The sequence below is a fragment of the Photobacterium sp. 2_MG-2023 genome (genome assembly GCF_030547675.1).
Taxonomy (GTDB): Bacteria; Pseudomonadota; Gammaproteobacteria; order Enterobacterales; family Vibrionaceae; genus Photobacterium; species Photobacterium arenosum.
Window position 1 is genome coordinate 267,754 of sequence record NZ_JAUOQQ010000001.1, and the last position, 22,095, is coordinate 289,848.

Sequence of the window (22,095 nt, forward strand, 5' to 3'; positions counted from 1 at the left end):
AATCCTTCCAAATTACGAAATCTTTTCCAGCTGAGTGCGGATGAAGGCCAGGGTCTTCTCGCACTCATCCCGGCTGCCAATACTGATACGGATACAGTTCTCGATCGGAGAGCGGCGCAGAATAATGCCGTTATCCCACAGGGCTTTGAACATGGCATCACCGTCAGGAAAACGTACCAGCAGATAGTTACCATAGCCGTCGTATACCGTCACACCCGGTAACATACCCAGTCCAGCTTGCAGGTAAGCACGGTTTGCGCTCAGGTCGAGCACCTGAAATTTGGTTCTGGCCAGACCGGCGGGCGACAGTGCCTGGACTGCAATATCAGCCACAGGGATAGGTACAGGGTAAGGTGCAATGACTTTCAGCAGTAAATCAATCACCACTGAGTTAGCCAGTGTGAAGCCACAACGCAGGCCAGCCAGGGCAAAGGCTTTAGACAGGGTACGCAGGATCACCAGATTCGGGAACTGCGCCAGCAAATCAACCGTGGAAGCTTCCGGACAGAAATCGATATAGGCTTCGTCCATTACTACCAGGGCTTTGTCTTGCGTCATGTTCAGCAGCGTAATAATGTCATCACGGCGAATGAGGTTGCCGGTCGGGTTGTTAGGGCTGCAGACAAATACCAGTTTGACGCCGTCCAGGTTATCGGCAATCGAAGGTAAATCCAGCTGCCAGTCAGCGGTCAGCGGTACCTGCTTGACCCCCACATCAAAGGTCTCGGCACTGATGCTGTACATGCCGTAAGTCGGCGGGCAGTAAAGAATGCTGTCTTGCTTAGGCTCACAGAAAGTGCGGACCAGCAACTCAATGCCTTCGTCAGCCCCACGCGAAGTCAGCACCTGGGATTTATCGACACGCGCATAATCGGCATAGGCCTGAATCAGCGCTTCTGGCTGGCAGGAGCTGTAGCGGTTCAGGCGGTCACACTGAATCTTGTATTCATTGACGAACGGCGACTCGTTGGCATTCAGCCAGATGTCACCACTGCCGCCAAGGCGGCGGGCAGACTGGTATGGCGTGAGTTCGCGAACGGTTTTACGAGCCAGTAATTCAGGGTTCATCTTAAGCCTCTTTCAACGTCGATGAGCGTGATTGTTTGATTTTTTCTACCCGGATGCTGACGGCACGGCGGTGTGCGTCCAGACCTTCTGCGGTTGCCATGGTTTCCACCGTCGGCGCCAGTTCCAGCAGGCCATCGGCACTGAGTTCCTGCACCGTCATACGCTTGGTAAAGTCGGCCAGACCCAGGCTGGAATACGTTTTGGTATAACCATAAGTAGGCAATACGTGGTTGGTGCCTGAGGCGTAATCGCCTACGGATTCCGGCGACCAGTGCCCCAGGAAAATCGAGCCGGCGTTATCCAGCAGAGGCACTAAATCACGCGGGTTACGGGTCTGAACAATCAGATGCTCAGGTCCGTAGTGATTTGAGATAGACACGCACTGAGTGATGCTGTCGGCAATGATCATCAGGCTCGATCCGAGTGCCTGGCGGGCAATATCGGCACGGGACAAACTGCTGAGCTGTTTTGCAATGGCGTCAGCGACGCGGTCGGCAATACTTGGCTCAGGGGTGACCAGCACAACCTGTGAATCTGGTCCGTGCTCAGCCTGACTGAGCAAATCAGCAGCGATAAAATCCGGATCAGCGCCACTGTCGGCAATGACCATGACTTCAGACGGGCCGGCAGGCATGTCAATGGCGGCGCCATTAAAATCATTGCTGACCTGACGTTTGGCCTCGGTAACAAACGCATTACCGGGGCCGAAAATTTTGTCGACTCTGGATACTGATTCGGTGCCGTATGCCATGGCGGCGACAGCCTGCGCACCACCGGCATTGTAGACATCGGTAATGCCGCACAGTTGGGCGACATACAGAATCTCATCGGCGATAGGCGGGGGCGAACAAAGCACTACACGCCGGCATCCGGCAATTTGTGCCGGCACGCCCAGCATCAACACAGTCGACGGTAAGGGGGCGCTTCCGCCCGGAATGTACAGACCCACGGCATTAATGGGCCGGGTGACCTGCTCACAGATAACACCGGGTTGTGTTTCAACCTGCAGTGGCTTGGTTTTTTGCGCTTTATGGAACTTGGCGATGTTGGCGTATGCCTGTTGCAGTGCCTGTTTCATGTCCTCAGACAGTCTGTCAGCGGCGGCCTGAATCTCTTCCTGGCTGACTTTGATTGATTCCGGGCGGACTTTATCGAATTTTTCTGCCAGCTCCAGCAAGGCCTCATCACCGCGTTCGCGAACATCTGTAATGATGTCTTTGACAATTGCCGTCACATTCTCGCCTGCTGTGATGGCCGGGCGTTGCAGTAATGATTCACGCTGCTGTTCACTCAGAGATTGCCATACAACCGTCTTCATGGTGCTTACTCCATCATTTTCTCAATTGGCAGAACGAGAATTGAGCTGGCGCCCAGCGCTTTCAGTTGTTCCATGGTTTCCCAGAACAGATTTTCTGAGCTGACAAGGTGAACGGCGACGCGGCTTTTGTCGTGAGACAGCGGCAGTACGGTAGGGTCTTCCGCGCCAGGCAGTAAGGCTGTCACTTGTTCCAGGCACTCAGTCGGTGCGTGCAGCATGATGTATTTCGACTCTTTGGCCTGAATCACACCTTGCATACGGGTTAACAGACGCTCGATCAACGCTTGTTTGTCGGCGCTGAAATCACCAGAACGCTGAATCAGTACCGCTTTAGACTGCAGGATCACTTCGACTTCTTTCAGGCCGTTGGCCTCGAGTGTCGCACCGGTGGAAACCAGGTCACAGATGGCATCGGCCAGACCGGCACGTGGTGCAACTTCGACTGAGCCATTGAGCATGCAGGTGCTGAATGTCACACCCTGCTCTGTCATGTAGCGCTTCACCAGTTGTGGATAGGTAGTGGCAATGCGCTTACCTTGCAGATCTTGCGGACCTAGGTATTCCTCATCTTTATCAATCGCAATAGACAGACGGCAGCCACCGAAATCCAGGCGACGCAGCATCTCGTAGTGGCTGGGTTCACCCCGCGCCGCACGCTCAAGCCCGACTTCTTCCAGTTCATTTTCACCAATGAAGCCCAGATCAACGACACCATCCATAATCAGGCCGGGAATGTCATCATCACGAACCAGCAGCAGGTCGATGGGCATGTTTTCACAGTGAACCACAAGGCGCTCACCGATCAGATTGAATTTTACACCGCAGCGCTTCAGGAGATCTTTACATTCAGTGCTCAGTCGTCCTTTCTTCTGGATAGCAATGCGTAGTCGTTGTGTTTGCATGATGACATTCCCTATATGCTTAATTTATCTTTTAAATTCAGTGCTAAAACGAAAAACCCCCGGAAGATTTCTCTTCCGGGGGTCTGAATGCTGCTTATATGTAGCGACCGCTGGAAGAGGCGAATTGTCGTCTTCCAGAGTGAGGCGTATCCTCCTGAAAGACTAATCAGGATGATGATGGTGGTGTAGGTTTACCATTTGGATACGCATAATTATGTACTCTGTCTAAATCATTATTGACTGTGGACTTGTTATTCACACTAACCAAGCTACGGCGGTTTTGCAATAGTTAATTAGTACATTTTGGAAATTTCTTTGTGCTGAATGCCACACGGGGATTAGCTTACATACAGCATTTTTTAAACTTCTTGCCGCTACCGCACGTGCAGGGATCATTCCGGCCCACTTTCAGCGGTTCGGTTGCTTCCTGATACTCGCCGTCGATATAGAACCATTGTGGGCTGTTTCCGATCATTTCACGTAAAAATCGTGACTTTTCGTGCAGGCAATATTCTTGGTTTTCGTCACGGTAAAAGGCTTTGAATTCGACATAGCCTTGGGTATCGCTGGCGATCTGGCTACTGACGACCTCAAGCCCAAGCCATTCACTATTGATGGAGTCTGCGATGGCGTCGCGATATTGTTCTGCCTGACAACTGGGGTGGTAAGTCGCGACGACAAAATCGACCAGTCCCAGAACATGCGCGCTGTATCGGGCGCGCATGAGCTGTTCAGGATGCAGGGCCATTGATGGATTCTGGTGGACAAGCTGGCAGCAGCTGGATAAAGGTTGCTGGCTGCCACAAGGACATAATTGTGTGTTTGTCATCATTTATTGCAGTTCTTCTATGCTGGTCACCCATTCTAAAGATTCCAGGTAGCGGTTCGCAACATGTTCACTCTCCAGACCCAGTTTAGAGCACATGCTATCCACCTGATCCCAATCGGCATGATCATAGGCGCACACCAGTGACAGCAGGTATCCCAGTTTTCCGCTGCGGTGAATCAAGGCGCCCTGAATGCTGATATCGAGCGGCAGCATAGGGATCAACACATCGAGCGGCTGATCAAGCAGTGAATCCAGCATCGAGAAAAGCCCCGTCAGAAAAGCACGGTTGCCATTTAATTTCGGGGAAATGTCAGCGGCCAGCAGTTCGCACAGATGGGCCCGTTGCAAAGACAGGCAGTAGAGTGATGACGGCTTGTCACGGGTAACGTGTGAGGTTGCCACAAAACTGATAAAGCGGCGAAGCCTTTCTTCCCCCAGATAAATGAGTGCCTGCTTGAAGGAGGAAATGGGCACAGCACGGTTTGAGGTGATGGCATTCACATGGCGTAATAACTTGTACGATAAGGACAAATCGGTCGCAATGATCTCCTCCGCCTCATCAAAGTTCACCACATCCTGACAGATCTGCTGGTAGAGCCTCAGCGTCGTCAGCGCCGAAGGGCTGAGTGTCTTTTGCTGCATCATTTCGGGCTTGCTGAAGAAATACCCCTGAAACAGATGAAATCCCGCCGCTTTGGCTTCTTTGAATTCGGCGTAGGTTTCCACTTTTTCAGCCAGAAACTGAATTGGCTTGTCTTTGTGGCGGCGAATAAAAAATCGCGCTTTATCAATAGGCGTCAGTTGTAAATCAAATTTAATGATGTGGACGAAAGGCAAAAACCGGTTCCATTCTACGCTCGGGTTAAAATCGTCCAGTGCTATCTGGTAGCCACGCTGATAAAGGTCTTTAACCGTTTCCAGAAGCGTATCTGAGGGGGTGCAGTCTTCCAGCACTTCAATTACAAAAGTATGGGATGGAAAAAGAAGAGGTGTACCTTTAAGCAGGCTTTTTTCAGGAAAGTTGACAAAGGCGAGTTTGCCGCTGCATACATCGTTTGAACCGTTAGAGAAGAAATTGTTCAGTAACAAGCGATTTGTTGCCTCTTCGGGCGGCACATCCGGGAAACAATTTTTGGGCCCGTCGCGAAAGAGCAATTCGTAGCCAATAGTCGTTTTTTCGCGATCTAAAACGGGCTGCCGGGCAAGATAAGAATACATGATATCAGCACTGTTTATGGTTATCGTTGTGTTGGCGAGGGCTTGCATTGCCAGTGATTCTCTTTGGTGAATAGTCCGCATGACAGGAGTGAACCAGTATATTACTAATAATTATCACCGTTGCGTAACATTAGCAGTAGAATTTTCCACTGGTTGTGACCTTTCGCTGAGAAATTGCGCGGCTTGTGATCTTAAGCCCAAAAGATAAGATTGATAAGTAAAAGTAATGCCCGGTGTCGACCCGAATTCAGCCTCTGGTTATGAATCACCGGGTTGTGTGTGAGTGTGAATATGTATCGCTAGTTTTGGTCAGCCATTCTGAAGCTGCGCATTTGCAGCTGGCAACCGGCAGCTGTGCAGAGCAGAACGGAACCCTGATCATACCAGTCACCCAGCACGGTCCGGGTGGCCTGCTGCCCATCAATGGTTAAATCATGAACGGCCGGGCGATGGGTATGGCCATGAATCATATGGGTCACTTGGTGTTCTGACATTAAATCAGTGACAGCTTGTGGCGTCACATCCATGATGTCATAGGACTTCATCTGATTGTTGCTACTGCTGCCAGAGCGCATCTTGCGGCCAACAGCCTGGCGCCATGCCAGCGGTAGGCGCAAAAATAGCCATTGAATAAATGGATTATGGACTTTTTTCCGGTAACGCTGATAGCTTTCATCCAGGGTACACAAAGTGTCACCATGCAAAATCAGCGTTGGCGTACCGTACAGGTCAATCACAGTGTGCTCTGGTAATAACATGACGCCTGTTTCACGGCTGAATTGCTTGCCGATCAGGAAATCACGGTTGCCATGAATGAAAAAACAGGGCACACCGGAATCCGTCAATGCTTTAAATGCACATTTGATCTGGCGGTGAAAGGCATTGTCGTCGTCATCACCAATCCACATTTCAAACAGATCGCCCAACACATAGAGTGCTTCGCATTGGGTTGCCTCGGTTGACATAAAGTGCAGAAAACAATCGGTAATATCAGGGCGATCCGCACTCAGGTGCAAATCAGCTATAAAACATATGGTCATAAGTATTGAGACAGGTGGCCGGTATGAACGGCCACCTTGGCAGGGAATTATTCTTCGATGGTAACAGAATTGATGACAACTTCTTCAACCGGCACGTCCTGATGGACATAGCCCCAGTTACCTGTCGCAACCGCTTTGATCTTGTTGACGATATCCATACCTTCAACCACTTCACCAAATACGCAGTATCCCCAACCATCTGGTGTTTCAGATTTGAAATCCAGGAAGTTGTTATCATTCACGTTGATGAAGAATTGAGAGCTTGCGGAATGTGGTTCCATGGTGCGGGCCATCGCGATGCTGCCAGTTTTGTTGCTCAGACCATTGTTAGCTTCATTCTTGATTGGTGCACGGGTTTCTTTTTCAACCATGCCGGACGCCATACCGCCGCCCTGAACCATGAAGCCGTCAATCACACGGTGAAACAGCGTACCATTGTAGAAACCGTCACGGCAGTACTGCAGGAAGTTCGCACTGGTTTCCGGAGCTTTTTCTGTGTTGAGCTGGATTTTAATATCACCAAAAGTGGTGTGAAGCGTTACCATGAGCTTATCCTTAACTGGAGTGTATTGCTTTAAACCCTGAATTCTAACGAACTAAGGCAAAGCGTCAATACAGTTTATACAGGTGAACCAAGTTAATTCTATAACTATAGAAGAGGGTTGGGATTGGTAAAATCGGTACTGCACCCGTTAACCATGCCAATCGCGCTGAACCTAGCATCTTGAGGCGACTTGGGTATAATCAGCCCTTTGAATCGTAACCCCCGAAATGAGTAATTATCAGACATGTTAAAGATCTATAACTCACTGACAAGACAAAAAGAGGAATTTAAACCCATAGTGCCTGGCAAAATAGGCATGTACGTCTGCGGGGTTACTATTTACGATTTATGTCACATCGGCCACGGCCGCACCTTTGTTGCATTCGACGTGGTGTCACGCTACTTGCGTTACAGTGGCTATGATCTGACATTTGTCCGTAATATCACAGATATTGACGATAAAATTATTAAACGCGCGGCAGAAAACGGTGAAAGCTGTGACTCTCTGACCGAACGTCTGATCGGCGAAATGTACGCCGATTTTGATGCCTTGGGTATGGCGCGTCCGGATATTGAGCCTCGTGCGACCAAATTCATTCCGGAAATTGTTGCGCTGTGTGAACGTCTGATCGAACGCGGTTTCGCGTACGTGGCAGACAATGGCGACGTGATGTTTGAAGTCAGTAAGTTTGACGAATACGGTAAGTTGTCTGGCCAGGATCTGGAACAGCTGCAGGCCGGTGCGCGTGTTGATATTGAAACGGCAAAACGCAGCCCACTGGATTTCGTGCTGTGGAAAATGTCCAAACCGGGCGAGCCGACCTGGGAATCACCATGGGGACCTGGCCGTCCGGGCTGGCACATTGAATGTTCTGCAATGAACTCGGCCATTCTGGGCGATCATTTTGACATTCACGGCGGCGGCTCTGATCTTCAGTTCCCGCATCACGAAAATGAAATTGCGCAATCCTGCTGTGCCCATGATACCCAGTATGTGAATACCTGGATGCACAGCGGTATGGTGATGGTTGATCGTGAGAAGATGTCCAAATCACTGGGTAACTTCTTCACCATTCGTGATGTGCTGGAGCATTACGATGCTGAAACGGTTCGTTATTTCCTGATGTCTGGCCATTATCGCAGCCAGCTCAATTACAGCGAAGAGAACCTGAAGCAGGCACGCTCTGCGCTGGAGCGTCTGTATACGGCACTGCGCGGTCTGGATACGGATGTTGCCGCACAGGGTGGTGAAGCCTTCATTGAGCGCTTTACCACGGCGATGGATGATGACTTCAACACGCCTGAAGCTTACTCTGTGATGTTTGATATGGCGCGTGAGATTAATCGCCTGAAAGGTGAAGATCTGAAGGCGGCTTCTGCACTTGGCGCTCAACTGCGCGCACTGGCTGAAGTACTGGGATTGCTGGCGCAGGATCCTGAAACCTTCCTGCAAAGCAGTGCAAAGGCAGACGATGTGGCTGAGATTGAATCACTGATCCAGCAACGTCTGGATGCCCGAGCTGCGAAAGACTGGGCAGCAGCAGATGCCGCACGTGATACGCTGACAGCCATGGGAATCATTCTTGAGGATGGTCCGCAAGGTACGATCTGGCGTCGTAAATAGCTGTTTATCAGACACTTGGACAGCTGAGTGAAAAAGCCCTCTTGCGAGGGCTTTTTTGTGCGTGCGGATTGTGTTCGTTTTTCTTGGATCATTTAGTGGCAGGCGCTGAGACGATCCTGTCATCGGGATGTGCGAGCTCACTGCCGCAATGCTTACAGAAGACGGCGTCGGTTTCATGGCCCGGCCGCGAGCAGTTCATGCACTTCACCAGGGTGCGGTGTAACTGACTCTGATGGCCAATTTCTGCCGTGATAATGCCGGTGGGAACGGCGATGATGGAGTAGCCCATCAGCATAGTGAATGAGGCGAGCGTTTTACCGAGATCCGTCTGAGGTACCAGGTCACCATAACCCACAGTCGTTAAGGTCACTATGGCCCAGTAAATACTGTAAGGAATGCTGGTAAAGCCATGTTCTGGTCCTTCAATCACAAACATGAGTGAACCAAATACAGTCACCAGCACTGCGACAGTAGTGAAAAAGATCAGGATCTTGCGGCTGGATTGTAATAAAGACCTCAGCAGTAAATTAGAATCCTGCAAATACCTAACCAGTTTTAAGATCCGGAATATACGCATTACCCTCAGCAACCGGATGACCATCAGATAGTGCGCGGCCGGAAAAAGAAACACCAGATAGGTGGGTAAGATGGCAAGAAAATCGACAATGCCGTAAAAACTCCGGGCATACGCAGCCGGCTTGGGTGAGCAGTACAGCCTGAGCAGATACTCGAGCGTAAAGATCAGCGTAAACCCCCATTCCATCAGGTAGAACAGCTGTCCCCACTTCTGGCTTATCGGGCTGACAGACCCGAGCATCAGAACAATAATCGATGCCAGTATGGTCAGAATTAATGTGATATCAAATGCTTTGCCCGCCGGGGTGTGGGTGCCAAAAATGGTGATGTAGAGTCTTTCTTTTCTTGTTGAGTGGGACATAACTAACATCTGAGTGATTGAAAAATAAAGCATACTTAAGAGTTGCTGCCTTTGCCAGAGCCATTTCCGCGCTGTTTGTACCTGCTGCCGGTAAGAGCTTATTTGGTTTACAGCAGCAGGGGGAAGGTAAGACTTACTGCACCTATTTTACTGTTTTTGTTTGCTATTCTGGCTTCATTTATCAATGATATGTGTTCAGATGCTTATTGGTGGTCAAAAAGTCATTCAATGACATTGTCGTTCTGAGCGTTACTGGATTAGGCTTTATGTGGCGTGAATACTACCCAGAATGGGGTATGAGCCTGTAGCCGTTTGGGGAGCCAATCTGTTGTCACTTTTGGGAATTAAATTACCGATATGAAAATTAATTTCATGTTGCGGCATGTCTAAATATTTGTTTTGTGAATGATTCTAATTGAGTTGCTTTTTAAATAATTGATTTTATTTGTTTTTGATGAGTGGTGACATCTTTCTGATGTATGCGTTTAGCATGATCCAGATCAAGCCCCACCTGGCAATGAAGTCATAAAATCAGTTTTGAAAGCAATTTACTAAGTGTGCTCAATCGGCGATAAGCGCTCTCATGGCAAGGAATCAGAGACGTATCCTTACTAAAAAGTTTTCAATCTTAAAGTTAGGAGTTTGACTATGCCTGTAACGAATTTGGCAGAACTCGATGCAATGGTTGCCCGTGTAAAAGCAGCACAGAAGATTTTTGCCACCTACTCGCAGGAGCAAGTAGACAAGATTTTCCGTGCCGCCTCTCTGGCGGCAAACAATGCCCGTATTCCTCTGGCCCAGCAAGCCGTACAAGAGTCTGGCATGGGGATCGTTGAAGACAAGGTGATCAAAAACCACTTTGCCTCTGAATTTATTTACAACAAATACAAAGACGAAAAGACCTGCGGCATTCTGGAGGAGAACGATGAGTTCGGCACCATCACCATCGCAGAGCCTGTCGGTATCATCTGCGGCATTGTGCCGACGACAAACCCAACTTCAACCGCTATCTTCAAATCTCTGATTTCACTCAAAACCCGTAACGGTATTATTTTCTCTCCGCACCCACGGGCGAAAGAATCGACCAACGCTGCGGCGAAACTGGTATTGGATGCCGCCGTCGCGGCTGGCGCACCTAAAGATATCATTGGCTGGATCGATCAGCCTTCGGTTGAGTTGTCCAATGCCCTGATGAAGCACCCAGACCTAAACCTGATTCTGGCCACCGGTGGTCCGGGCATGGTGAAAGCGGCTTACTCGTCTGGCAAACCGGCCATTGGCGTCGGCGCAGGTAATGTGCCTGTGGTGATTGACGAAACGGCCGATGTAAAACGTGCGGTGGCATCTGTGCTGATGTCTAAGACATTTGATAATGGCGTGGTGTGTGCCTCAGAGCAGGCCGTGATCGTGATGGATGAAATCTATGACGAAGTGAAAGCGCGTTTTGCCAGCCACAAAGGGTATGTGCTGAGCAAAGAAGAGGCCGACAAAGTCCGCAAAGTGATTTTGATTGAAGGTAATCTGAACGCCAATATCGTGGGCCAGCCTGCTACAAAAATTGCTGAAATGGCCGGGGTGTCGGTTCCTTCTGATACCAAGGTACTGATTGGTGAAGGCGAAGCCATCACGATCGATGAAGAGTTTGCCCATGAGAAACTGTCGCCAACCCTGGGGATGTTCCGTGCCAAAACCTTTGAAGATGCGGTAGAAATGGCCTGTAAAATGGTCGACCTTGGCGGTATTGGTCATACCTCGGGCTTATATACCAACCAGGATGTCAATGAAGAGCGCATTAAGTACTTTGGCGATAAGCTGAAAACCGCGCGTATTCTGGTGAACATCCCGACCACCCACGGCGGTATCGGTGATCTGTACAACTTCAACATAGCACCATCTTTGACTTTAGGCTGCGGTTCTTGGGGGGGGAACTCTATCTCTGAAAACGTCGGGCCTAAACATTTGATTAACAAGAAAACAGTGGCGAAGCGAGCTGAAAATATGCTGTGGCATAAACTGCCTAAGTCGATCTATTTCCGCCGTGGCAGCCTGCCTGTGGCGCTGACGGATCTGGAAGATAAGAAACGTGCTTTTCTGGTGACCGACCGTTTTCTGTTTAACAACGGCTATGCCGATGAAGTAATGACGCTGCTCAAAGCACAGGGCATAGATGTCCATGCTTTCTACGATGTGGAAGCCGATCCAACACTGACGATCGTCAAAAAAGGTGCGGAAGCCATGAAGAGCTTCCAGCCTGATGTGATCATCGCACTGGGTGGCGGTTCACCGATGGACGCCGCGAAAATCATGTGGGTGATGTATGAACATCCGGATACCCACTTCGAAGAGCTGGCGATGCGCTTTATGGATATCCGTAAACGTATCTACAAATTCCCGAAAATGGGTAAAAAAGCAGAGTTGGTTTGTATTACAACCACGTCAGGGACGGGGTCTGAAGTGACGCCGTTTGCGGTCGTCACCGATGATGAAACAGGCGCGAAATACCCGCTGGCTGATTATGAGCTGACACCTCAGATGGCAATCGTTGATGCCAATCTGGTAATGAACATGCCAAAATCACTGACTGCGTTTGGTGGTTATGACGCAGTGACCCATGCGTTGGAAGCCTATGTGTCTGTGCTGGCAAACGAGTATTCAGATGGCCAGGCATTGCAGGCACTGCAACTGCTCAAGCAATACCTGCCTTCCAGCTATGCCAACGGTGCGAAAGACCCGATTGCCCGTGAGAAAGTCCATAACGCGGCAACCATCGCCGGTATTGCTTTTGCCAATGCGTTCCTGGGCGTCTGTCACTCTATGGCACACAAGATAGGTGCTGAGTTCCATATTCCACATGGTCTGGCAAATGCCTTGCTGATTGCGAATGTGGTGCGCTATAACGCGAACGACAATCCAACCAAGCAGACGGCTTTCTCTCAGTACGACCGCCCGCAAGCTCGTCGTCGCTATGCCGAAGTGGCTGATCACCTGGGCCTTTCTCAGCCCGGTGACCGTACCGCACAGAAAATTGAGCGCTTGCTGAGCTGGCTGGATGCACTGAAAGACGATTTGGATATTCCTAAGTCAATTCAGGCGGCAGGGGTATCAGAATCTGACTTCCTGGCGAAACTGGATGAACTGGCTGTCGAAGCCTTTGATGATCAGTGCACCGGCGCGAACCCGCGTTATCCGCTGATTGCAGAGCTGAAAGAGGTGCTACTGGCTTCTTATTACGGAAAGGCGTATGTCGAAGGCGAAACCTTTGAAGGCACGACTGTGATTAAGAAGAATGCAGATCAAAAACCTGCGGAAGTCATTCAGGCTGCTCCTTCGGCCCGAAGCAAGAAGGTTGCGGCTAAGGCTTGATAGCCTATCGCTGAGTGAAACAAAAACCCGCTATCTGGCGGGTTTTTTATACCATTTGCAGATTACGGCCTATGGCATTAGTAGATTGCGAGGACAAAGACGGGACTCGCTGCAGTGACAGGGGGATCAGACCACTTCTGCTTCAATCATTCTGCCATTGAAATAGTCGTTCGAGACTATGTACTCAGCACTACGGGCAATTTCATACTGCATGGGCAGGCTGAGTAGGGTACTGGGTGGCAGATCATGCCGCTCATCAAAGATCAGCGGGAAAACGCCACCAACACGAATTTTGTACTGCGCCAGCTCTTTGGACCAGCTTTGAGTAAAGCCCGCCAGCATGGCTTTGGAACTGCTGCTCAAAGGTATGGGATTATCCGGCCGGCAAGCAGCTAAATTGATAATCACACCGGACTGGTGATGTTCGCGCATGTAGCTTGCGGTCTGTTTGCCAAAGGAAAGAAACGCTGATGTACCTTCCGTCATGAGCTGGCAGAATTCTTCAACTGAGGTCTGGGTTAAGAGCATGGGAATATCGACACCCAACCAGCAGTTGATCAGTACATCGATTTTTCCGTATTGTTCGTGTACCGCATGAATGGCACTGGCAATAGTGGCTTCTTTATTATCGGAAAGACAAAGTGCATAGCACTCGCTGCCTTTGGCTAAACATTCCTGATGGTTGATGTGCAATCGTTCACTGTCTGTATCTACCAGGGCTATCCGTGCGCCTAATGAAGAGAAATGGAACGATGCGGCTTTTCCTAATGGGCAGCCTGCAGCAGTAATAAGAATAACTGAGTCTGCAATATTCATAGCGCAATCTTCCTATATGTGGATACCTAGAAGTCGTAACAGCAATGACGGCTTTAACCATCCTCACCTTCACTATTCAATAAACTAATAACACCCTGATAATGTTAAATCTTAGTTAAGTACGCAGGTAAAGCGGCATTGAATTGTTTGGCATATGACGCTTGTCACGAAATTTAGTACTTTGTGAGATGTCGCGAAAAAATTGCTTAATTGACTGAAAAATAACGAAAAGAAAAGGTGATGGTGATCAGCAGACCTTAGCAACGGCGCCGTACATTTCAGCGGAACGTTTGGCTCGGATAAGGTTAAGGTAGAGATCCTGCGGGGACCCTTTGATCGGTTCCGGCTGGGTGGGAGGCAGGCGGCGGCGCTCATGCCCGGACAGGTTATGGTACAGCTCTTCAGGCAAACCTTTCGTGTCCTGGGGGGGGAACGTTATTGCTATGGGTTGTAACGAGCTGAGTAAGCGGGTTGCGGAAAGCCCGCCATAATGGAACGCTCGTGACTGCTCTGCACCACGGGGATAGCAGAACTCGGATGTCGACAGCGGGGCAGGGTCTTGCAATTCGAAATAAGAGCGCAACTGCTCTTCTGTGGTCGCAGGGGGCAGCGGTTTTTCGGTCGGCGTGGTTTCCAGATAATCCGGCGATAACATAGCCAGCATCAGTGCGAAGTCAGATCGGCGCCCCTGCTCAACCGCGCGGTTGAGCTGGTTACCAAGCTGCACTTCACTGATAAGCTGTGCTTTGTCTATGGTATGGATTTGCATGGAGTCCGACAGAAATTAAAACCAGTGTTATCTCTATCGGACAGTCAGTGAAAATCTTTAGCGAGATTGTCTATCAGATGGCTAATTATTAACCGATTGATTCAATGGCGTTCTTCATGCGCGATAGCGCCAGCTCTAAAGTCTGGCTGGTACAGCCAAAATTCATCCTGACAAATCCGGAATGGCCAAAATCTGCGCCAGACGAAAAGCCAACACCAGCGGCTTCAAAGAAGGCATGCGGGTTTGCCACAGGCAGGCCGGAGGCATCAATCCAGGCCAGATAGGTCGCTTCAATCGGATGCAGTGTGAGCCCCGGCATACTGTTAATGGCTGTCATCAGCCTGTCTCTGTGCTGACGCAGATAGTGGAGCTGATTGTCGAGCCACGGCTGGCAATCACGGTATGCGGCTTCGGCGGCCGTATAGGCCAGCACATTGACCTCAGGCACTATGCCAGCCCGCGTCCGGTTGAAACGGCGTCGTAGCTCGAAACTCGGAATAATTGCCATTGATGCGCCAAGACCGGCAATGTTAAAGGTCTTGCTCGGTGCTATCAGGGTGATGGATCGCTGTGCGGCATCGTCATCCAGACTGGCAAAGGGAATATGGCGGGCGTTCTCATTGAGGAGCAAATCGCAGTGGATTTCATCGGAACAGACATACAGGTCATGCTTTTTGGCAAAGCTGTGCAGCGCTTCCAACTCCTGACGCGTGTAGACGGTACCGCCGGGATTTAAGGGGTTACAGAACAGCAACAGCTTGCTATCGGTCGGGATCTCAGTTGCCGCTAAATTCAACAGCCAGCGGCCTTGCTGCAGTGTTACGGGGGAGTAGGCCAGAGGGCGTGAAGCGTATTTTGCCGCACTAAAAAATTTCGGGTACACCGGCTTGGGACTGACAACGGCCTGATGTTGCTCGGTACAGGCACGAACAGCCAGATTGAGACCACAGACCAGACCGGGTAAATAAACAATCCACTCTGGTTTGATCTGCCAGTTATAGAGGGCTGCCATGCGCTCAACGATCAGCTCGCTGAGCGATGCAGGCACGGAACCATAGCCAAAGACGCCGTGATCGACATGCTGGTGGAGGGCGTGTGTGATCGCATCCGGTACTCTGAAGTCACTGTCTGCCACCCACATAGGCAGAACATCCTTTCCCTGATACTTCAGCCACTTTGTACTGTTGCTCTTGGTGCGATCCACCGGCTGGTCAAATAAACGCAGGATCTCTGACATAGGCTCTCCAATAACCAGTTGAAATCAATGAATATGATGACTCAGCTATTATGCGCCTAATTGGCCAGAAGAAGGAAGCCCCAGCCTAAAACCGGAGCTTGAGAGGTAATCAGAACAGGGGCTTAGCTCCAAACTGTTCGGCGGCATAGGCGACGCGTTCAGCCGGAGAGGGCATCTTGGACGGCGTGCCCAGGCTTTCAATGTGATGAAGTCGCGGCAGCAACCCGCAGCCATTGGCGGTCTGGATCGCAAGGCCAGGCCGGGCATTCAGCTCCAATACCATAGGACCTTTGACTTTATCCAGTACCATGTCAGTGCCCAGATAGCCCAGTCCTGTCATTTCCCAGGCACTGGCTGCCAGTTCCAGTAACTTCAGCCAGTTGGGTACGGTGAGCTCGCTGAGCAATCTTTCAGTATCCGGGTGACGTTCTACCGGCAGGTTAAACTGCACCGCACGAACGGCTTTGCCGGAGGCGATATCAATGCCGACCCCGACGGCTCCCTGGTGAAGGTTGGCTTTGCCGTCAGAGGCCGCGGTAGAACAACGCATCATGGCCATGACAGGGTAACCTTTAAATACAATCACCCGTATATCCGGTACCCCTTCAAAGCTGAACCCGTCGAAGACATTATCAAACTGGATCAGATTTTCGACCATGGCCACATCGTTCTTGCCGCCGAGCGAAAAAAGCCCGGCCAGGGTATTAGTGATGTGTCTTTCAACATCCTGCTTATTAATCACAGCCCCTGACGGTTTGGTGTATAAACCGTTTTCGTGCTTGATAATGACAAGAATCCCTTTCCCGCCGGAGCCTTGAGCCGGTTTGATAACAAAGCCCGGCCAGTCACGCACCATGTCGTGAATTTCTTTGACGTGAACCTGGCTTCTTATCACACCGATCAGTTCAGGCACGGTGGCTCCCGCACGCTGGGCGATGATCTTGGTTTTCAGTTTATCATCGACAAGCGGATACAGACTGCGGTCGTTGTAGCGGCCGATATAGCTGTGATTGCGCTTGTTCATGCCCATGATGCCGCGTTCGCGCAGACGCCACGGCGTAGTATAACGCGATAAAAACATGGCTTAATCCTCCGCTAACGGCTTAAAGCGTCGTAGCTCACTCAGGCGGTAGCCTGTGTAGTTACCCAGCATCAGGATCATTGCCATTATAATGAGTTGCAGGCCGATAAAGTTAAAGGTTAAGTGACGAACCAGATCATTGGTCATGACCAGATACACTATGATAGCCGTTAACAGCGAGCCACCACCCTGAATAAAGACCTCTTTTGCCCCTTCTTCTTCCCACAGAATCGACATACGCTCAATCGTCCAGGACAGGATGATCATCGGGAAGAAGGTGATCGTCAGACCTTCTACCAGGCCAATTTTGAAGGCCACCACGGTAAAGATCGAAATAATGAGTATTACAGTCACTATGACGGCGGATATTCGGGCCACAAGCAGCAAGTTCAGCCGCGACAGGTAGCTGCGTATGATTAAACCTGTGCCAACGATAAGCAGAAAACCCAGTACACCGGTAATCAGCTGAGTCTGCACAAAGGCCACTGCAATCAGCACCGGCATGAATGTCCCTGAGGTTTTCAGGCCCACTATGACCCTGAGGAAGACTACAATCAACGCGCCTATCGGTACCAGCATGATGGTTTTGAACATCGCCTGCTCCTCAATAGGCAGGCTGTGTATTGAGAAGTTCAGCAGATCTTCAGCCTGGATTTTTTCACGGGTTGCCTGCTGCGGGGTAATATCCTGCGAAATAATCGAGAAGCTGATATTGGAGTTACGGCCGCCTATGACATCCAGCAAGGAATGACCTTGCTGATTCCAGACCAGTACATCGTTAGGTTTACCTTCCTGTCCTGTCTGCGGGTCAAATAAATGCCATTTCTCGCCGCCCCAGACTTCCACCATAGGGCTGATGCTTTGGCGACGGCGGCCATCTTCGAGCTGTAAGCCACCCACGATGCGGGCATTTATCCCTTCCATCGAGAGTAAGAAAACCACCACATTTTCCCGCGGAAAAGCATTGAGCAGCAAAGAGGCGTTTTGGTTATTCCTGTCATTGAGCTGTTTCAGTATTTCCCGGGTCAGCGTCAGATTGTCCGCCGACAGGGTTCTAGCCTGAACCAGCATGGCTTTGGCTGCCGTTTCCTGAGGGTTATCAAGGCTGGGAGCTTCAGGCTTGCCTCTCGGTTTATCGGTCGAGAAACTGGCCAGCGGGTCGACAAGCATCTGTGTTTTGTAATAAAGCACCTGTTTGCCGGATGCCTGACGAATTGACCATTCCGCCCGGCGTCCCTGATCGGTATCGATCAGTGCAACGCCATAGCCAGGTGATGAGGTGCTTTCGTCGATTTGCGTGAAGCCCTGCTGTGATTCCGGTGCGGCCATTGATACTTTGACCGGCTTGCCGATGGCATCAAACTCCACTCTGGCTTCCAGCTCCCACAAGGCGCGCTCTTCGCCCGGTGTCCAAGGCACACCGTAAATATCATGGCGGTAGAGACTGAGCGCTGTCCCGGCAATGACGAGCAAGGTGATGAGAAAATAAAACGGAATTCTTGACGTCATGACAACCTCTAATTTTTCCTTTATTGGTTGAAGCAAACGAAACGATGAAAACGAAAATGGGGCTATGACAAGCTGTCATGCCCCAAACTGAAAACGGTTATCGCCCTTGGATGAATTGTTTACCGACATCAACGAGTGCGACGTCTTTAAAGAATTCCCGCCCAAGCAATACCGGATATGTCATCTGTGTTCGGTCTGCCAGGGTAAACTGTGCTTTCTCATGCAATTTGCCGAGTTTAAGCCACATTTCAACCACCGGGCGCCGCTCGGTATCGTCGGCGGAAGACTGGCGAATTTTCACCCAGCGGACAATCGGGGCTTCCATGATTTGATCGGCTGGCTGATTCTCTTCCCCGCTGTGGCTGAGATTGAATTTGGCCCACTGTTTGCCATCCCGTTCAAAGATCTGGACATCCAGTGCGTTGATCGAAGAAGTTGTCGCACCCGTGTCAACCCGTGCTTTAAAAAAGGATTGCACTGAGTCCAGCCAGATCCATTCTTCTTCACCCAGGATAACTTTGCCATGGGCAGTTTTAGGATCGATATCAATAGTTTTTTGTGGTACCGGCACTATTTTTTTCTCAACAATGACTTCAGGTTTAGACGATGAAACAGAAGCAACTTTATTCAGTTCTTCTGACATTGATGATAGCTCTTTTTCTAACTTAGCAATGTTTTCATTTTGCTCATTTATTTGTTGCGACATGCGATTAAGTCGAAAATGGACATTGGTTTCCATCATTTCAATCGCAGTCAGTGTATTCGTTTCCCGCTGCGGGCTGGGTTCGGTTTTCAGCATTGAGCAGCCGGAAATAAATGTCAATGCAATAAAGGTTACGCTGCGGCCAAGCATGCTCACTCCCAAAAGTGGATATAGTGTAATTCTTAGTTTTTCTTTAGGGGGCCGTAGTTTAGCGTACAAAAAAGGATGCGGGTAGCACCCTTTTGTTAACACTTAGTCAGGATTTACGGCGACCAGCACTGCGCGTCGGGGGGCCGGGTAGCCTTCTATTGTTTTTGACGGGTCTTGCGGATCAAGATATTCCGGCAGTGAATTATTTGTCATCCAGTTGGTGGAGCGTTGCTCATCGGTGGTGGTGACACTTTCATCAACAATCCGCACATCGACAAAACCGCTTTTCTCCAGCCAGACTTTCAGGGCTTTGGCAGAGGGGAAAAAGTAGACATTGTGCATCTGAGCATAACGGTGACCTGGAACCAGTACCGCATTTTCATCGCCTTCAATCACTAAGGTTTCCAGCACCAGTTCACCGCCTTTGCGCAGCTGGTTTTTCAGCTGCAATAAGTGATCAAGCGGCGAGCGGCGGTGATAGAGCACACCCATACTGAAGACGGTATCAAACGCTTTCAGTTCCGGCAGTTGTTCGATGCCCAGCGGTAGCAGGTACGCACGCTCATCCTGGCCCATCAGGCGACGGATCGCCTCGAACTGAATCAGGAACAGGTTTGAAGGATCGATCCCGACCGTCAGTGCGGCCCCTTCACCCAGCATACGCCACATGTGGTAGCCGTTGCCGCAACCGACATCCAGCACTTTACGGTGTTTGAGGGGAGAGATGTGCGGCAGAACGCGATCCCATTTCCAGTCGGAACGCCATTCGGTGTCGATGTGAATACCGTGGATATGGTACGGGCCTTTGCGCCAGGGGTGCAGCAGACGCAGTAAGCTTTCCAGGCGTTTTTGCTCACCATCGGCTACCGGCACTTCATTCATGACACTGACTTGTGTTTTCAGGTCGATAAAGTCCGGCTTATCGGCAGGAAACTTCTTCAGCGCCCGAACCCAGCGGGCCATGTCGCCGTGCTGGGCGGTTTCCCAGTCGGATAATTGCTGCGGCAAAATGTTAAGCCAGGGACGCAGTTGCTCGTCATTGGCTAATAAGCGATAGAATTCTGAAAAGCTAAACATGGAGCGTCAAAGTTACCTTAATTTCGTTAATTACTTGATGGCAAACATAGAGCCGAAGTTGAAGCACTGGAACCAGACTTCTACGCTGCGAAAGCCAATATCGGACAAACGCTCACGGTGGGCCGGGATGCTGTCCGGGCGCATGACATGTTCGATGGCGCTGCGTTTCTGGCTGATTTCCAGCTCGCTGTAGCCGTTGGCACGTTTGAAATCGTGATGCAGATCGATCAGCAACTCGTGCGCTTGGCCGTTCTCAAAAACATATTTCTCAGACAGGATCAGTATGCCGCCCGGACGCAGCCCGGCATAGATTTTTTCCAGCAACTGGCGGCGATCTTCCGGTGCCAGAAACTGCAGGGTGAAATTCAGCACCACCACAGAGGCATTGTGAATATCCACATCCCGGATATCCGCTTCAATAATGTCTGCCGGCGTGTCGGAGCGGTAAGCGTCAATATGCAGACGGCAGCGTTCAACCATGGCGCGGGAGTTGTCGACGCCTATGATTCTACAACCGGGCTGTTTGATATGACGACGCATGGACAGCGTGGCAGCGCCAAGCGAACAGCCTAGATCATAAATAGTGGAATCCGGCATAGCAAAGCGCTCGGCCAGCATGCCAATGGCGGAGATGATATTGCTGTATCCCGGCACAGAACGTTGGATCATATCCGGGAATACTTCGGCGACGCGTTCGTCAAAGGTAAAATCACCCAATTTATCGATCGGGGCGGCGAACAAATTGTCGTGGCCAGCCATTATCTCTTCCTCACACCTGATATCTGAATCTCGCACGGTTCCTTCCGGTATACCTCGCCGCACGGCGATGGCAATGGGGAGTCCTTCTCCCGCTGAAAAGGCGCGTATTGTAGATAAAATAGCGCCACTTGTCTTGTGGATTTACAGGGCAGGTCAGGCAGGATTCAGAGCAGTGACACCTGGTCACCACCTTGCGGCAATTTCAGTTCGGGCAGGTGCAACGCTGTGTCAGCCAATTGTTGTGCCAACTGGCGATGAAGCCGGACGGCCAGTTCCGGGGCAAAGTCGTTGTCGGGCGTATGAATGAACAGATAAGGCTGGCGGCCTTCACTCAGCCATAAGGGAAGACGTTGTAACCAGTTGGCAAAAAAGGGATCGTTGGCATCAAGATCCGGATGACCAATGAAACGCACCACAGGGTGCATGGCGGTTGCAATGGCGTGAACCGGCACTCTGGGTTTTTTCTGGTGGGCATCAATGACGGCCTCGCTGGTGGCGGGGGCCGAAAAAACCGGGCGAGTGTCCATGATAATCCGGTTGGCCTGATGTTCGATAAGCAACCGGTTTAGCGCCTTTTCTTCTGCGCCTTTGCTGAAAAAGGCCGGATGGCGGACCTCAACCCCAACCGTCAGATCTGACGGCAGCTGTTTAAGAAAAGCGGAGAGTGCAGGCAGCTCTGCCGGTCCGAAGCTGGCGGGTAATTGAATTTTCCAGATGCCGGTTTTTTCTGCCACAGGCGCCATGATATGAAAAAATTCACCGAGCTGGCCCTGGCAGTGCATCAGCTTATATTGATGAGTGATGGTTTTCGGCAGCTTGAAGGTGAATCGAAAATCGTCCGGTGTGGCATCAGCCCAGTTCTGTACAGTGGCCGGCTTGGGCGTGGCATAGAAGGTGGTATTGCCTTCGACAGTGGAGAAAGTTTCTGCGTACCGGTTTAATCTTTCGGTGGAAGGACAGCCGCGGCCGTAGAGGCTACGTTGCCAGGGCGCATGTGACCACATTGCCATGCCGATCTTTAGGGGTGAAGAAAAGGGCATTGAAAAACCTTAGTGAATACTTTTTATTCGTCTGGATAAGGGGCTTGGCTGACATTGTGGAGAATATCCCGCCATTCGGTCAACATTCACGACTGGAATCAGGCTATTTTG

19 protein-coding genes and 1 other annotated feature are annotated in these 22,095 nt (G+C 50.5%); of the genes, 2 read left to right on the forward strand and 17 right to left on the reverse strand.

The window, feature by feature from the left end; translation table 11 throughout:
• Positions 1–12: 12 nt before the first annotated feature.
• The 7 genes from hisC to Q4491_RS01255 form a co-directional block, all read right to left on the reverse strand.
• Positions 13–1,068 (reverse strand): histidinol-phosphate transaminase, encoded by a 1,056-nt coding sequence (hisC, locus tag Q4491_RS01225; RefSeq protein ID WP_192015234.1) that lies wholly within the window; start codon positions 1,066–1,068, stop codon positions 13–15.
• A gap of 1 nt (position 1,069) precedes the next feature.
• A complete protein-coding gene (gene hisD / locus Q4491_RS01230) occupies positions 1,070–2,386 on the reverse strand; it encodes a histidinol dehydrogenase (RefSeq protein ID WP_218383014.1) in 1,317 nt (438 codons plus the stop codon).
• Between the two features lie 5 nt (positions 2,387–2,391).
• Entirely contained in the window at positions 2,392–3,288 is an 897-nt protein-coding gene (gene hisG / locus Q4491_RS01235; RefSeq protein WP_192015236.1) for an ATP phosphoribosyltransferase, read from the reverse strand.
• A gap of 47 nt (positions 3,289–3,335) precedes the next feature.
• Positions 3,336–3,475 (reverse strand) — a sequence feature (His leader region).
• Between the two features lie 156 nt (positions 3,476–3,631).
• The gene (locus Q4491_RS01240) at positions 3,632–4,120 is read right to left on the reverse strand and encodes a YchJ family protein (protein ID WP_303453580.1); all 489 of its coding nucleotides are present in this window, start codon (positions 4,118–4,120) and stop codon (positions 3,632–3,634) included.
• A complete protein-coding gene (locus tag Q4491_RS01245) occupies positions 4,121–5,335 on the reverse strand; it encodes an EAL and HDOD domain-containing protein (protein ID WP_303454261.1) in 1,215 nt (404 codons plus the stop codon). It lies immediately after the preceding gene.
• Positions 5,336–5,634: 299 nt separating this feature from the next.
• On the reverse strand, positions 5,635–6,375 hold the full coding sequence (gene lpxH, locus Q4491_RS01250) for a UDP-2,3-diacylglucosamine diphosphatase (RefSeq protein WP_192015238.1): 741 nt from the start codon (positions 6,373–6,375) through the stop codon (positions 5,635–5,637).
• Between the two features lie 47 nt (positions 6,376–6,422).
• Positions 6,423–6,920, reverse strand: a complete 498-nt coding sequence (locus Q4491_RS01255) for a peptidylprolyl isomerase (protein ID WP_192015239.1) — start codon at positions 6,918–6,920, stop codon at positions 6,423–6,425.
• A 243-nt stretch (positions 6,921–7,163) separates the two neighbouring features.
• On the opposite strand from Q4491_RS01255, the gene cysS reads away from it, so the two are divergent.
• A complete protein-coding gene (cysS, locus tag Q4491_RS01260) occupies positions 7,164–8,543 on the forward strand; it encodes a cysteine--tRNA ligase (protein ID WP_192015240.1) in 1,380 nt (459 codons plus the stop codon).
• Between the two features lie 88 nt (positions 8,544–8,631).
• On the opposite strand, the gene Q4491_RS01265 is transcribed toward cysS, so the two are convergent.
• Complete coding sequence (locus tag Q4491_RS01265; RefSeq protein WP_192015241.1) at positions 8,632–9,480, reverse strand: ion transporter; 849 nt, start codon at positions 9,478–9,480, stop codon at positions 8,632–8,634.
• Between the two features lie 648 nt (positions 9,481–10,128).
• Here Q4491_RS01265 and adhE point away from each other — a divergent pair.
• Entirely contained in the window at positions 10,129–12,843 is a 2,715-nt protein-coding gene (gene adhE / locus Q4491_RS01270) for a bifunctional acetaldehyde-CoA/alcohol dehydrogenase (RefSeq protein WP_303453588.1), read from the forward strand.
• A gap of 126 nt (positions 12,844–12,969) precedes the next feature.
• On the opposite strand, the gene Q4491_RS01275 is transcribed toward adhE, so the two are convergent.
• The 9 genes from Q4491_RS01275 to Q4491_RS01315 all read right to left on the reverse strand — a co-directional run bounded on the left by Q4491_RS01275 (position 12,970) and on the right by Q4491_RS01315 (position 21,984).
• Positions 12,970–13,659, reverse strand: coding sequence for an SDR family oxidoreductase (locus Q4491_RS01275; protein ID WP_192015243.1), 690 nt, complete (start codon positions 13,657–13,659; stop codon positions 12,970–12,972).
• Positions 13,660–13,906: 247 nt separating this feature from the next.
• Positions 13,907–14,428: a VC2046/SO_2500 family protein gene (locus tag Q4491_RS01280; RefSeq protein ID WP_192015244.1), complete on the reverse strand. Its 522-nt coding sequence runs from the start codon at positions 14,426–14,428 to the stop codon at positions 13,907–13,909.
• Positions 14,429–14,516: 88 nt separating this feature from the next.
• Positions 14,517–15,665: a MalY/PatB family protein gene (locus Q4491_RS01285; RefSeq protein ID WP_303453594.1), complete on the reverse strand. Its 1,149-nt coding sequence runs from the start codon at positions 15,663–15,665 to the stop codon at positions 14,517–14,519.
• 109 nt (positions 15,666–15,774) lie between these two features.
• Positions 15,775–16,746 (reverse strand): alpha-L-glutamate ligase-like protein, encoded by a 972-nt coding sequence (locus Q4491_RS01290; protein WP_192015246.1) that lies wholly within the window; start codon positions 16,744–16,746, stop codon positions 15,775–15,777.
• A gap of 3 nt (positions 16,747–16,749) precedes the next feature.
• Positions 16,750–18,255, reverse strand: coding sequence for an inactive transglutaminase family protein (locus Q4491_RS01295; RefSeq protein WP_192015247.1), 1,506 nt, complete (start codon positions 18,253–18,255; stop codon positions 16,750–16,752).
• A gap of 97 nt (positions 18,256–18,352) precedes the next feature.
• On the reverse strand, positions 18,353–19,108 hold the full coding sequence (locus Q4491_RS01300; RefSeq protein ID WP_192015372.1) for an ATP-dependent zinc protease: 756 nt from the start codon (positions 19,106–19,108) through the stop codon (positions 18,353–18,355).
• A gap of 102 nt (positions 19,109–19,210) precedes the next feature.
• The gene (gene cmoB, locus Q4491_RS01305; protein WP_303453599.1) at positions 19,211–20,185 is read right to left on the reverse strand and encodes a tRNA 5-methoxyuridine(34)/uridine 5-oxyacetic acid(34) synthase CmoB; all 975 of its coding nucleotides are present in this window, start codon (positions 20,183–20,185) and stop codon (positions 19,211–19,213) included.
• 30 nt (positions 20,186–20,215) lie between these two features.
• Positions 20,216–20,944: a carboxy-S-adenosyl-L-methionine synthase CmoA gene (gene cmoA, locus Q4491_RS01310; protein ID WP_218383031.1), complete on the reverse strand. Its 729-nt coding sequence runs from the start codon at positions 20,942–20,944 to the stop codon at positions 20,216–20,218.
• A 164-nt stretch (positions 20,945–21,108) separates the two neighbouring features.
• Positions 21,109–21,984, reverse strand: a complete 876-nt coding sequence (locus tag Q4491_RS01315; protein ID WP_303453605.1) for a DUF72 domain-containing protein — start codon at positions 21,982–21,984, stop codon at positions 21,109–21,111.
• Positions 21,985–22,095: the final 111 nt, after the last annotated feature.